This window comes from Exiguobacterium sp. s150 (genome assembly GCF_018618435.1).
In the GTDB taxonomy this organism is placed as follows: domain Bacteria; phylum Bacillota; class Bacilli; order Exiguobacteriales; family Exiguobacteriaceae; genus Exiguobacterium; species Exiguobacterium alkaliphilum.
In genome coordinates this window covers 98,293-110,759 of record NZ_JACSMC010000004.1, presented here as the reverse complement: position 1 = coordinate 110,759, position 12,467 = coordinate 98,293, and the positions used below count along the sequence as shown (strand labels likewise).

Here is a 12,467-nt window from a genome sequence, read left to right as displayed (position 1 = left end):
AGAGCGAGACGCCCCCCTTTTTCTTCCTCCCTAAACCTTCCTCAGAAGGCGCGCATCAAGTTGGCCATCTCGATGGCCGACGTCGCCGCTTCCCAACCTTTGTTTCCGGCTTTCGTTCCGGCCCGCTCAATCGCCTGCTCGATCGTCTCGGTCGTCAAGACGCCGAAGATGACCGGCACTTCCGACTGATAGCTCGCCTGGGCGATTCCTTTCGCCGCCTCGTTACAGACGTAATCGAAGTGTGGCGTCGCCCCACGGATGACGGCACCGAGCGTGATGACCGCGTCATACTTCTTACTCATCGCCATCTTCTTGGCGACGAGCGGGAGCTCGAACGCCCCCGGGACGAATGCCAGCTCGACGTCCTCTTGTTCGACGCCATGGCGCTTGAGCGCATCTTTCGCCCCGTCTAAGAGACGCATCGTGATCAGATCGTTGAACCGTCCGACGACGATTCCGACTTTCAAGCCTTTTCCAACCAAGTTTCCTTCAAATGTATGCATCATCATTGTTCTCCTCCAAAGTGGTTCATTTTTTGTTGTTTCGTCAGCCGATACTTCTCGTTCGCCGCATGTTCCCCAACGATGATTGGCACCCGTTCCATGACGGTGATGCCACACGCTTCGAGCGCGTCGACTTTCTCCGGGTTGTTCGTCATGAGCCGGACGGTCGTGACGCCGAGGTCGCGGAGCATCGCCGCGCTCACCCGGTAATCGCGTAAATCGGCGTGTAAGCCGAGCGCGACGTTCGCATCGACTGTATCAAGCCCTTGCTCTTGCAGTTCATACGCCTTTAGCTTATTCAACAGCCCAATCCCGCGCCCTTCTTGGCGCATGTATAAGACGACACCGCCTTCGGCCTCGATTCTCGCGAGTGCCGTGTCGAGTTGCGGTCCGCAGTCGCAGCGGTATGACCCGAACACGTCACCGGTCAGACATTCCGAATGGATACGCACGAGCGGAACGTCGCTCAGTCCGTCTTTCACGAGCGCGACGTGTTCTTCTCGGTCGAGGACGTTCCGATACCCGAGCAAGCGAAACCCGCCCTTGGCCGTCGGGAGGGTGACGTCCGCCTCGCGCGTGACGAGATCGGTCTCCATATAGCGGACGAGCGCCTCAATCGTGACGAACTTCAAGTCATGGGCTTTTGCCACAAGTTCAAGGTCAGGTACCCGGGCCATCTCCCCGTCTTCACGGATGATTTCGCAGATGACGGCGACCGGTTCACTACCGGCGAGGCGGGCCAAGTCGACCGACGCCTCCGTGTGTCCGCGTCGTACCGAGACGCCGCCTTTTTTCGCGATGAGCGGGAAGATGTGTCCCGGCCGTTGGAAATCAACGGGCCGGGCGTTGATGTTGGCGAGCTCGCGCACCGTGTGGGCCCGTTCACTCGCCGAGATGCCCGTCGTCGAGTCGACGTGGTCGACGCTGACGGTGAAGGCGGTTCCATGCGGGTCGGTGCTGTTTTCGACCATCGGCTTTAAGTCGAGCCGGACGGCGACTTCTTCAGCGAGCGAGGCGCAGACGAGCCCTTTCCCTTCCGTGATGAGGAAGTTCATCGTCTCGGCCGTCATCTTGTCGGCAAGGACGACGAAGTCCCCCTCGTTCTCTCGGTCCTCATCATCGACGACGATAATTGGGCGACCTTGCTTCAAGTCTTCAATCGCTGCTTCAATCGTGTCAAACATCACCATCCCGCCTTTCCGTATCCTTGTGACGCCAACGATTCGAGCGTCATCGGTTTTTGATTCACTAACTTCTCCATATATTTTGCCAACATGTCACATTCCAAATTGACCGTGTCCCCGGCTTGTTTCATCCCGAGCACCGTCTCACTGTACGTGTGCGGGATGAGCGAGAGCGTGAAGCCGCGTTCCGTCACATCGAACACCGTCAAACTCGTCCCATCGACCGAGATCGAACCTTTCGGGACGATATACCGGAGAAGCGACGGCTCGCAGCTGATGTCGACGTACACCGCGTTCGCGAGCGGACGTTTCTTGACGATGCGCCCGACCCCGTCGACGTGACCGGAGACGAAGTGTCCGCCGAATCGTCCGTTCGCCGGCATCGCCCGCTCCAAGTTCACACGTGTCCCCGGGCGGACGCCGTCAAGGCTCGACGCTTTGAGCGTCTCGGGCATGACGTCGACTGCGAACGTCCGCTCGTCGAACGTCGTCACCGTGAGACAGATCCCGTTGACCGAGATGCTGTCCCCGAGTTTCACGTCCTGCAAGACGATGTCACCCGTGAGCGTGAGCCTAAGCGATGGCCCGTTCCGTTTCACCGCTTTGACGCTACCGATTTCTTCAACGATTCCTGTGAACATCGGGCTCCCCCTTTCGCATGACGAGTTTGATATCGTTGCCGATCGTCTCGACAGAACGAACGTCAAATTGTTCGATTGCCTCGAGCGGTCCGTCATGATTCGAGCGATAGAACCCGGCCTTGCCACCGAAGACGCGTGGGGACTGATACATGACCCACTCGTCGATGTATCCCCCGTCTAAGAGCGACGTCACGAGCGTCGGACCGGCCTCGACGAGGAGACGGCCGATGCCGCGGGCGTACAGTTCCTCGAGCACCCGTTCGAGCGTCGTATAGTCCGCCAGTTCGACACCACGCGACTCGAGTGCCTCACGTCTCGACACATCATCGGACGTCGTATAGACGAGCACTGGTAGTTCGTTCGCCGTGCGGACGAGCTGGCTCGCGTGCGGCACGTTCAACTCTCGGTCTAACACGACACGCAGCGGTTGTTCGGTCGGCCGCTCGAGTCGCGCCGTGAGCGCCGGGTCGTCCGCGATGACGGTCCCGATTCCGGTCAACACCGCGTCGACGTTCGCCCGTAGCGCATGGACGTCGAGTCGGGCTTCTGTCCCAGTTACCCATTTGCTCTCACCTGTCTCAAGCGCGACTTTCCCGTCGAGGCTCGTCGCCGTCTTCAAGATGACGTACGGGCGCTTCGTCTCAAGCGAGCGTAGGAATGCAGGATTGAGCGCTCGCGCCTCACGCTCGAGTAGGCCAACCTCGACTTCGATTCCCGCTGCCTTCAACCGGGCAATCCCGCGACCGGCGACGAGCGGATTCGGATCTTCCATCGCGATGACGACACGACGAACGCCCGACTCGATTAAGAGGTCTGCGCACGGCGGCGTCTTCCCGTGATGCGAGCATGGCTCGAGCGTGACATAAACGGTTGAACCATACGCAGACGCCCCGGCCATCTGGATTGCGTGTACCTCGGCATGCGGCTCACCTGCCTTCAAGTGAGCACCAAATCCGACAATTCGGTCGTCTTTGACGACGACGGCACCGACGAGCGGGTTGACCCCGGTCTGTCCGTCCGCGCACTTGGCCAATTGAATGGCATGTTGCATGTACTGTTTCATAATCTCCCTCCTTGTTTCGTACAAACAAAAAAGACCTGAAGGACATGTCCTCAAGGTCTCGGTGGGAGGTGTCAGCCGTATTTGGGCAAGCCAAATAAACGTTTTCTTTACAGAAAAGCGTACGACGAACTACAGGTCGCGCGGACCTGTCGATTTTCCTTCTCCCATCCAGACTATACTGTCGGCTCTAGAGTCTCACTAGATCCACCGTTCGCACACGTGCGCCCGGGTCACGGACTTAAGGCGTTCGCCTATCACCGCCGGTTGGGACTTTCACCCGACCCCGAAGGAATATTTGTTTGTACGCCCTTACTTTAGCGCAAAAAAGAACGGAAAGCAAAGAGGAAAGTGCAAAAAAAGCGCCACTCCGAGGAACAGCGCTTCAAATCAAGCCAAGAAGAGGACGACGAGAATCCCGACCGCCCAGCAATAGAACGAGAAGTACTTGAGCTCGCCCTTGGCCATGATGTGTTGGAACCATTTAAGCGACACGGCCGTCAAGATGTATGAGGCGATGAACGCTACGATGAGCGGCCCGAACAGCTCGCGCGTCTCCGGGTTCGTGAACAGTTCCGGTCCGTCCAACACGATTGTGCCGAGACTGACCGGGATGAACATGAAGAACGAGAACCGAAGCGCCGTCTCTTGTTTGATCCCAAGAAGGAGCGCCATGACGATCGTCGCCCCCGACCGGCTAATGCCCGGGATAAGCGCGGCCGCCTGGGCGAGCCCGATCAAGATGGCATCACGGAGCGTGATTCCGCCGTCGCCCTTACTTCCCCGCATGTTGCGGATGAACCAGAGGGCGAGGCCCGTAATAATCAACGTGTATCCGACCGTTGCGACACCGCTTAGCGTCTCGCCGATCCAGTCACCGAAGACGACTCCGAGCACGCCGGCCGGCACCGTCGCCACGAGCAACAGCCCGATGAACTTGACGTCAACCATCGTGTCGTCGCTACGATCTTTTTTAAACAAGAACGTCCAAAGACTGACGACGAGGCGGACGACGTCTTTCCGATAAATCGTCAACACGGCGAGGAGCGAGGCGAAGTTAACGAAAATCTCGAACGACAGCCCCGGCAACTGAATGTTGAGCAGCTCTTGGAAGATGACCAAGTGCCCGCTCGATGAAATCGGAATCGGTTCGGTGAAACCTTGAATCACACCGAGCAATAAGTAAAATAACCAGATTGTCATATTAAATGTTCCTCTTTTCTTTTTTCACTCAATGCGGCTATTTTAGCAGACTCTATCTTACACTGACCACTCTTTGAAAAAAATCATATATTTTAAAAACTTTTATTGATTAGTCTGAAAATTAAATTTACTATAGAAGGGTACTCAACTGGTGCAAAGGCGATGACCCCATTGACCAGTTGGGTACTTTTTTGTACAAATTATTACATTTTACCCATTTATAAAACTTTTTGTTTACATTAAAACCATTTGTTATTAAATTTGTAATAGAAATGTTACCCTTTTTTCGAATTCTGAACCTGACTTTAGACCTAGTCTTCTGTTAAAACGTTACAAAGAAATTACGAAATCCACTTATGATTTCGAAAAACTGTCCGATAGTATGATTGTAGAAGCATTTTTCGTCATCATTGTCGGTTCAGATATGAGTCCATGGAAGGAGGAACCATCATTGAGTCAATCGCTATCCACTAAATCCCATCACCTGTCCACCGAACAGCAGAGGATGATCCACTGCATTCGCCTCCTCGGGGACTTGTTGAAGGAACGTCCGCGCCGCTCCGTCTATCGCCGCTTCGCGATGGAACAAAACTGGCCGTCCCCCGAGTCGATTATCCGTCAGTTCGGCTCATGGGCCGAGGCGCTCGCCATCGCCGGTTACGAATGGCACGGAGAGACGACCGTCGATCTTCCGGATAAGATGCCGAAGTATACGCGTGATGACATCATCGAGACGCTCGCGCTCTATTCGCGTGACATGGGCTCGATCATCACATTGAAAAAGTATCAGGAATGGCGGAAACTTCATCCAAAGGCCCCGAGCCATTACCACATCGTCAAGACGTTCGGGTCATGGCACGACGCCTGCGCCGAAGCCGGTCTTGAGGCGAGTGTCACCTATTCGAAGTCGGAACTGTCCGGCGCGCTCCGGGAAGCGATTCACGAGATGGGCTTCTCCCTCTCCTTCGAGGCGTATCGCGAATGGGCGAAACGAAACAACAAACCTTCGACGAAAGCCATTTTACACCGTTACGGTTCTTGGTCGGCTGCCATCCACGCGGTCGAATCTGAAATATTTAGTTCGAAATTATAATCCATCATTCATGCAAAAAGGAGAATCCATCGCGGATTCTCCTTTTCTTATTGAATTCGTTCCGTCGACGTGTCCCGATAATGGGCGACCCGGTCGCGTCCGTTGAACTTCGCCCCAACATACATCGCCCGGTCGGCGTTTCGTAGGACGGTGTCGAGCTCGTCGAACTCGTGAATCGTCTCGATGCCGATACTCGCTGTCACTTGAAGCCGGACCCCTTCCGTGCCGAACGGATGGGCCTTGAGCGCTTGACGGATCTTTTCTGCCGTTAACAAGGCCGACATCTCGTTCATCCGCGGAAACACGAAGACGAACTCTTCCCCGCCATATCGTGTGACGAGGTCGCCGCCACGGACGAGTCGTGTGAACAGCGCCCCCGCTTCGATTAACACCTCGTCGCCGAACGCGTGTCCATACGTGTCGTTGACCGATTTGAAATGGTCGAGGTCGATCAAGAAGACCGACAACGGATACGAGGCGACATCGTTCATCCGTTCTTTCGTCCAGCGCCTTAGTGCCCGTTGGTTCGGAAGACCGGTGAGCGGGTCGGTCAGGCTCTCATGTTGCAGCCGGTCGCGCTCGTCAATGCGTTCGAGCGACCACGACAGCGTCTTCAACAGACGATGCAGCTCGACGGCGAGCGCCTCTTCATACGCCCCGTTCGCCGTCGTCGAGACCATGAAGCTGACGGCGTTCGTCGGGCTATACACCGGCTGGATGCCGAGCGCCGAGTGATGGAGCTCGCTCTGATGGGCCAACAGCTCGGGGTGCCATTCATGGAGCGAGTCGTAGAGGAAGTACGGTTCGGAGGCGTCCCGATGCCGTTCGAGCGTGTAGGCGTCCGGGATGCCGTGGTCGACGCGCCCGGTCATATCGTAGAACGTGCGCACCCCTTCCCGGTTCACTTGAATCCAGCCACGCTCGACCTCGACGATCTCGCGAATCCCGTTCCAAAACTTCTCGATGAGGAGCGGTTCGCTGTCGACGCGGTACAACTGTTCCTTCAACCGTTCGATTTGATCGATCTTCGTCTGCGTCTCTTCCGTCTCCGTCGCCTTCGAAAGACTCATCTTCAAGAGCGACAAGACGAAGAACGTCCCCATCAAGCCGACATAGCCGAACAGCTGATACGCCTCGATGGCGACCATCGTGAACAGTAGTTCGAGCGAGACGACGAGCCAGTCGAAGCGGAGCAGCCGCCACATGATCGGCAGCGGGATTCGTTCCCCAATCAAGAAACGGGACAAGACGAAACTGAAACCGAGGACGAGATAGAGCGTCGCGAAGAACGCGAGGAGCGCCACCCCTTGCTCGAGCAGATGGACCGATGCGCCAATCTCGCCGCCGAGCCGTAAGTAGACGAGCCCCGGCACGAGCAAAATCATCGCCTCGATCAGTGTATTGAGCGGATAAAAATGCAGGAAGCGACGCCGGCCGACCTTCTTCGTGAACGAGCGTGCCTGGAACGTAAGTAACAACAATTGACCCATGACGAGCGCCGGCACGAGCCCATACAAGAAAAACGTCATGAAGACGAACATCTCGTGGAACGTGAAGTGAAGATGGCGCCGTTTGAGCGGGTTCATGACGAATAAGGCACCGAGCGTGTATATGAAACCGAAGAGCGTCCAGTCGAACGCCCCCATGTTCTGCCACGTGGCGTAAGCGATCCCGGTAAAGACGAGCGACCACGACAACCAACTGCGAACGAGATATTTGCGAAATCGCATCGTCTTTCCTCCCTTTCAACTTAGCATTCGTTTACAGTATGAAGGGTTTTGGTGGAAGATTCCAGCCGAAGTTTGAAAGTTGTGACAATAAAAAACCGTGGCCGAGGCCACGGTTCGCTCGTTATTTCGCTTTCAAGTACGAGATGCCAATCGAGCCCGACCCGGTATGGGCACCGAGGAGCGGTGCGAGCGTATCGATTCGAATCGGCACGTCGTCCCCGAGTTGTTGCTTCCATGATTCGGCCAACTCTGGCACGTTTCCGTGGAAGATGGAGACGTCCTTGCACTCGCCAGACTCGATGGCGGCGCGGATGACCTCGAACAGATGGGCCTGCGCCTTCTTGTACGTCCGCACCGTCTGATACGGCACGATCAACCCGTCCTCGAAACGGAGCACCGGCTTCAATTGGAGCATGTTGCCGATGAGCGCTTTCGATTTCGAGATACGTCCGCCCTTTTGCATCTGCGTCAAGTTTTGAATCGTCAACTCGATGCGTACGTCCTTGACACGCTCGTTCATATACGCCTCGACGTCTTCGAGCGCATCGCCGCGCTCGACGCGCTCGATCAGTTCCTCAAGCAAAAGTCCCATCGTATAGATGCCGGCGCGTGAGTCAATCGCGAGCAGTTTGAACTCGGCGATTTCCGCCCCTTGGACCGATGCCGAGTACGTACCGCTCAAATCGGATGACAAGTGGATGGCAATCCCCATGTCGTACGTCTGTTTCAACTCTTCATAAATCGTGACGAAATCCCCGATCGCCGGCTGGCTCGTCGAGACGCGCTCACCCGCGTCAATCCATTCATAGACCGTCTCCGCGTCGACCTCGATGCCGTCTTTATATGGCGTGTCCCCCTTGACGACGTAAAGCGGGACGATGTGGATGTCCGGGTGGTGTTTAATCGAATCCGGTAAGACGACCGTGCTGTCCGTAATGTAAGCAATCTTCATAGTAGTTTCTCCTCCAAACAAAAATTAGTACCTGGTAATATTATTTTATCACAGTTGAAGCGGTTTCACTATTTTTTGAAAAATGTACCCGTTTTCGTGAAATGTTCAAACGGATTCGACGCCACTTCTTTGAAAGCGGGTACATAACCTGTAACGGACAAAGGAGGGTTTCTGATGATTCGACTCGAGCACGTATCGAAAATCTATAAGACAGGCGACGTCGAGACGACTGCGTTGAAAGACGTCGATGTGACGATTCAGGACGGGGCGTTCGTCGTCATTTTAGGACCGAGCGGGAGCGGCAAGAGCACGCTCTTAAACGTCATCAGTGGTCTCGACACGGTCACATCCGGTACGATCACGTTCGACGACATCGTCCTGACCGACCTCACCCCGGAACAGATGACGGCGTTCCGACGTGACCACCTCGGCTTTATCTTCCAACAGTATAATCTGCTCCAAAACTTGACCGTCTATGAGAACATTCAAATCGGCGCCGACTTGACGGACGACCCGCTCCCGATTGACGAGTTACTCGACCAAGTCGGACTGAAAGGCGCTCGCGATAAATATCCGTATCAACTGTCCGGCGGGGAGCAACAGCGCGTCTCCGTCGCCCGGAGCCTTGCGAAAAACCCGTCCATCGTCTTTTGCGACGAACCGACGGGCTCGCTCGACGAGGACAATTCGAAGAAAGTGCTCGAGCTGCTCGAACGCTTGAACGAGAAATACCGCAAGACGGTCGTCGTCATCACGCACAACACCGGCATCGGGGCGATGGCCGACGACGTCATCAAGATGAACTCGGGCCGCATCGTCGAACTGACGCACAACCCGGTCAAACAAGCCGCTCGTGACATCCACTGGGGGTGAGACAGATGCTGTATAAAAACGTATGGAAGACGCTCGCCGGCAAATGGATGCAACTCCTCGCCATCGCCGTCATCATCGTCATGAGCTCGCTCACGTACACGATGATGTTCTATGGCATCAGCGGCATCGAAGTGCCGACCGAGGAATATCTCACCTCGTCGAATCAGGAAGACTTCGCCGTCGAGATGCTCAACCGCGTCACCGAGGAGGAGGCGGCCACACCGGCGCTCGCTGATTTCATCGCCGCTGGCCGGTACACGCTCGCCGACTTGAAACGTGACGACGAGGCGGCCTTCGAAGCGCTAATCGATTCCCGCATCGATGCCGTCGCGCGTGAGATGGGCGACGTGACGCTCGAACTCCGTTCCTCGAAGTTGTTCAACTACACGTTCGACGACAAGGAGCATCGTGGGCTCGTCTTAAAAGACGCGGACACGATCAACCTGTCCTACCTCGAGGCCGGTCGACCTCCGAGCGCGGACGACGAGGTCGCCATCAATACGAAGTCAGCCGAAAAGAACGGGATCGACATCGGCGACACGATCGACCTCGGGTCACCGTTCACGGTGACCGGGTTCGTCTTGTTCCCGGACTATACGTTGCCGCTCTTTGACGACAACTTCTTCAACCTGGACCCGGGCACGCAGACGCTCCTGCTCATGACGGATTCGGCTTACGAAACGCTGAGCGGGACGGAATCGTTCCGTCTCGCGGGCGTCACGGACGAGACGGTCCAAACGGACGTCGACCTCCCGTTCGTCATCTCGGTCATGGAGACGGAAAACATTATGCGTAGTGGCGCCATCTATAGTGAGATCTCGTCCGGTAAAGCGATGGCGCTCGGCTTGAGCCTCTTCATCGTCTCCATCGCCGTCATCATCGTCGCCATCTTGATCTCGAACATGCTCGAGGCCGAGCGCGGTCAAATCGGCCTGTTGAAAGCGATCGGTTACAGTCGACGCCAAATCGCCCTACCGTATTTGGTGCTCATCTTGCTGTTCGCGACCGTCATGCTCGTCGTCGGCTATTTCCTCGGCCTCTATTTCGCCGACCCGCTCAAAGACCTATATCTCGATTTTTATCTATTGCCGTCCATCACCATCGCCCAAAGCCCGCTCGTCTTTCTCACGGCCGTCTTCGCCCCGCTCCTCTTCTTCACGCTCGTCGCCGGGGCCGTCATTTATAAATTGATGGGTGAGAGCGCGCTCGCGCTCCTCTCACCTCGCGACAACGTGTCGCTCAACCGTCTCAGCCGCATCGTCAGCCGTCTGCTTCGAAACGCACGTGGTAAGACGAAGTTCAAATATTTATACGCCGTCAAGAGCACGGGCAGCTTCATCATCTTCTTTTTCGGTATTCTCTTCTCGACGCTCCTCATCGTCTTCGCCCTCATGATGAACGGGGCCGTCGATCGGATGACGGTCGGCGAATTGAACGAGGCCGACTACGCGTACGAGGCGTACACGACGACGCAACCTACGCTTCGCGACGGGCAAGAGCCGTTCCTCACCTATCCGTTCGCGTTCGTCGAAGACAAGCTCGTCACGCTGAAAGGACTCGACGACACGGCCACGCTCTATCGACTGACGGACCGAGACGGGAACGACTTGACGCCCGCCTCAGAAGAGGTCATCGTGAGCGCCTCGCTCGCCTTGAAGCTCGGTCTCGAGGCCGGGGACACGCTCGAGGTCGCCGTTGACAACGAGACGTTGTCGTATCCGATTCGCGGCATCGCCGACGAGTATGCGGGTGACATCGTCTACTTGGCCCGCACAGCGCTCAGCGAACAGTTGTCGGACGGGACGTCACGCGACTTGTTCAACGGTATTTATGCGACCGAACGACCGGACGAGACCGACTATCCGACGATTTTGTCGCGTGACAGCTTGATCGACCAGTCCAAATCGATTAACGAATACATGAACTTGATGATGAACGTCATGATCGGCGGCTCCGCGTTAATCGCGTTCAGCATCCTGTTCGTCCTGACCGCGCTCACGGTCGAAAAAAACTATTACGTCATCTCGCTCTTGAAAGTGATGGGTTACGACCGACGTGAGGTCCGATCGATGATTCTCGACAGCTATTTCGTCTATGCGCTCGTCTCGGCGCTCCTCAGTATCCCGATCGCGCTCCTCGTCCTTCGGCTCATCATCGTCTTGTTCGCACAAGATTACGGACTCGTCCTGCCGCTCGAGTTCGAGTGGATTTACCTGGTGTATACGCTCGGCGCGGTGACGCTCCTCTTCTTCGCGAGCACGTTCATCAGCCGCCGCAAAATCGACAATATCCCGCTCCAAGAAGTATTGAAGACGTATCAAGAATAATTTGTCCCGAAATAGGGCATAATAAGAGAAGAGACCGGGCCTCTCGCATGAGGGGCCTGACTATTTGCAGAAAAGGATGATTCATATGAACCGTACACAAGTGTTGCTCGCCATCCCAGGAAACTGGTCATCGGCCGAGGCAGTCAACGAACAAATCAGTTTACATAGCGAAGGCTACACGATGGCAGGTCTATTGCTACTTGAAGACGAGACCGGTAAAGCGTTCACGGTCGAGGTCATCGAACGCGACCCGGCGCTCGCCGAGGCGATGATTCATGCGAGCACGAGCGGCTTCACGCCAAAAATCGCGAAAGGACTGGCCCGTCACACGCACATCGTCTACTTGATCGTCGATGTGAACGACGTGTCGGACATCGCGGCGGCCCGTCGTGCGGCGAACGCGCTCTTGAACGCGGGCGGCCTCGGTGTCATGGTCGAGACGGCAGGCGTCGCCTACTCGAAAGAGGAGTGGCAAGAGTCGAAAGAAGAAGACCTCGCCCTCGACTACTCGCTCCTCACGGCTATCACTGAAGAGGAGACGGCCTACATGTCGTGGGGCATGAAAGCGTTCGGTCAAGCCGACGTCGCCGTCCCGTCGACGCTTGACGTCGAAGATGCGATTCACGTCATCCATTCGTTCAACTTCCACTTGATTTCAGGTGGCTCGATGTTCGGCGACGGCGACAGCTTCGCCTTCGATGACGGCAGAACGTTCACGGTCGAGATGGGTGAAGACGAACGCACGTCGATTGACAACTTGCTCCACAACCCGTTCGGCTTGATTTACCTCGTACCGCAGACAACAGAAGGCTAATTTAGATGATTGATTTGGACTTCCATCCAAATCAATCTTTTTTGATTAATCGATTATAATCGATTATAATTTATCTATACAAATAAT

At 55.8% G+C, this 12,467-nt stretch carries 11 protein-coding genes and 1 riboswitch; of the genes, 4 read left to right on the top strand and 7 right to left on the bottom strand.

The window, feature by feature from the left end:
* Positions 1-41: 41 nt before the first annotated feature.
* From ribH to KNP76_RS04100, 5 genes are all read right to left on the bottom strand, one after another.
* The gene (gene ribH / locus KNP76_RS04120; RefSeq protein ID WP_276514424.1) at positions 42-506 is read right to left on the bottom strand and encodes a 6,7-dimethyl-8-ribityllumazine synthase; all 465 of its coding nucleotides are present in this window, start codon (positions 504-506) and stop codon (positions 42-44) included.
* The gene (gene ribB, locus KNP76_RS04115; protein ID WP_214842890.1) at positions 506-1,687 is read right to left on the bottom strand and encodes a 3,4-dihydroxy-2-butanone-4-phosphate synthase; all 1,182 of its coding nucleotides are present in this window, start codon (positions 1,685-1,687) and stop codon (positions 506-508) included. The genes ribH and ribB overlap by 1 nt, the downstream gene beginning before the upstream one ends.
* Positions 1,687-2,328: a riboflavin synthase gene (gene ribE / locus KNP76_RS04110; protein WP_034817888.1), complete on the bottom strand. Its 642-nt coding sequence runs from the start codon at positions 2,326-2,328 to the stop codon at positions 1,687-1,689. The genes ribB and ribE overlap by 1 nt, the downstream gene beginning before the upstream one ends.
* The gene (gene ribD / locus KNP76_RS04105) at positions 2,309-3,391 is read right to left on the bottom strand and encodes a bifunctional diaminohydroxyphosphoribosylaminopyrimidine deaminase/5-amino-6-(5-phosphoribosylamino)uracil reductase RibD (protein WP_214842888.1); all 1,083 of its coding nucleotides are present in this window, start codon (positions 3,389-3,391) and stop codon (positions 2,309-2,311) included. The genes ribE and ribD overlap by 20 nt, the downstream gene beginning before the upstream one ends.
* 152 nt (positions 3,392-3,543) lie before the next feature.
* A riboswitch (FMN riboswitch) is annotated at positions 3,544-3,686 on the bottom strand.
* Positions 3,687-3,778: 92 nt separating this feature from the next.
* On the bottom strand, positions 3,779-4,591 hold the full coding sequence (locus tag KNP76_RS04100) for an undecaprenyl-diphosphate phosphatase (protein ID WP_214842886.1): 813 nt from the start codon (positions 4,589-4,591) through the stop codon (positions 3,779-3,781).
* A gap of 451 nt (positions 4,592-5,042) precedes the next feature.
* Here KNP76_RS04100 and KNP76_RS04095 point away from each other — a divergent pair, with 451 nt between their 5' ends.
* Complete coding sequence (locus tag KNP76_RS04095; RefSeq protein WP_235193366.1) at positions 5,043-5,684, top strand: homing endonuclease associated repeat-containing protein; 642 nt, start codon at positions 5,043-5,045, stop codon at positions 5,682-5,684.
* 47 nt (positions 5,685-5,731) lie between these two features.
* Here the strand turns inward: KNP76_RS04095 and KNP76_RS04090 are convergent, their stop codons facing one another.
* Together KNP76_RS04090 and KNP76_RS04085 are read right to left on the bottom strand one after the other, a co-directional pair.
* Complete coding sequence (locus KNP76_RS04090) at positions 5,732-7,414, bottom strand: GGDEF domain-containing protein (RefSeq protein WP_214842884.1); 1,683 nt, start codon at positions 7,412-7,414, stop codon at positions 5,732-5,734.
* A gap of 121 nt (positions 7,415-7,535) precedes the next feature.
* Complete coding sequence (locus KNP76_RS04085; protein WP_214842882.1) at positions 7,536-8,366, bottom strand: DegV family protein; 831 nt, start codon at positions 8,364-8,366, stop codon at positions 7,536-7,538.
* Positions 8,367-8,540: 174 nt separating this feature from the next.
* On the opposite strand from KNP76_RS04085, the gene KNP76_RS04080 reads away from it, so the two are divergent.
* The 3 genes from KNP76_RS04080 to KNP76_RS04070 all read left to right on the top strand — a co-directional run bounded on the left by KNP76_RS04080 (position 8,541) and on the right by KNP76_RS04070 (position 12,380).
* On the top strand, positions 8,541-9,239 hold the full coding sequence (locus KNP76_RS04080; RefSeq protein WP_214842880.1) for an ABC transporter ATP-binding protein: 699 nt from the start codon (positions 8,541-8,543) through the stop codon (positions 9,237-9,239).
* Between the two features lie 5 nt (positions 9,240-9,244).
* Positions 9,245-11,566 (top strand): ABC transporter permease, encoded by a 2,322-nt coding sequence (locus KNP76_RS04075; RefSeq protein WP_214842878.1) that lies wholly within the window; start codon positions 9,245-9,247, stop codon positions 11,564-11,566.
* Positions 11,567-11,651: 85 nt separating this feature from the next.
* Positions 11,652-12,380: a hypothetical protein gene (locus KNP76_RS04070; protein ID WP_235193367.1), complete on the top strand. Its 729-nt coding sequence runs from the start codon at positions 11,652-11,654 to the stop codon at positions 12,378-12,380.
* The last annotated feature ends 87 nt before the right edge of the window (positions 12,381-12,467 follow it).

What these genes read in the sequence shown, in the direction of transcription:
- KNP76_RS04085 (WP_214842882.1), bottom strand. Translation starts at nt 8,366, where the DNA reads ATGAAGATTGCTTACATTACGGACAGCACGGTCGTCTTACCGGATTCG.
- KNP76_RS04075 (WP_214842878.1), top strand. Translation starts at nt 9,245, where the DNA reads ATGCTGTATAAAAACGTATGGAAGACGCTCGCCGGCAAATGGATGCAA.
- KNP76_RS04080 (WP_214842880.1), top strand. Translation starts at nt 8,541, where the DNA reads ATGATTCGACTCGAGCACGTATCGAAAATCTATAAGACAGGCGACGTC.
- ribD (WP_214842888.1), bottom strand. Translation starts at nt 3,391, where the DNA reads ATGAAACAGTACATGCAACATGCCATTCAATTGGCCAAGTGCGCGGAC.
- KNP76_RS04090 (WP_214842884.1), bottom strand. Translation starts at nt 7,414, where the DNA reads ATGCGATTTCGCAAATATCTCGTTCGCAGTTGGTTGTCGTGGTCGCTC.
- ribE (WP_034817888.1), bottom strand. Translation starts at nt 2,328, where the DNA reads ATGTTCACAGGAATCGTTGAAGAAATCGGTAGCGTCAAAGCGGTGAAA.
- ribH (WP_276514424.1), bottom strand. Translation starts at nt 506, where the DNA reads ATGATGCATACATTTGAAGGAAACTTGGTTGGAAAAGGCTTGAAAGTC.
- ribB (WP_214842890.1), bottom strand. Translation starts at nt 1,687, where the DNA reads ATGTTTGACACGATTGAAGCAGCGATTGAAGACTTGAAGCAAGGTCGC.
- KNP76_RS04100 (WP_214842886.1), bottom strand. Translation starts at nt 4,591, where the DNA reads ATGACAATCTGGTTATTTTACTTATTGCTCGGTGTGATTCAAGGTTTC.
- KNP76_RS04070 (WP_235193367.1), top strand. Translation starts at nt 11,652, where the DNA reads ATGAACCGTACACAAGTGTTGCTCGCCATCCCAGGAAACTGGTCATCG.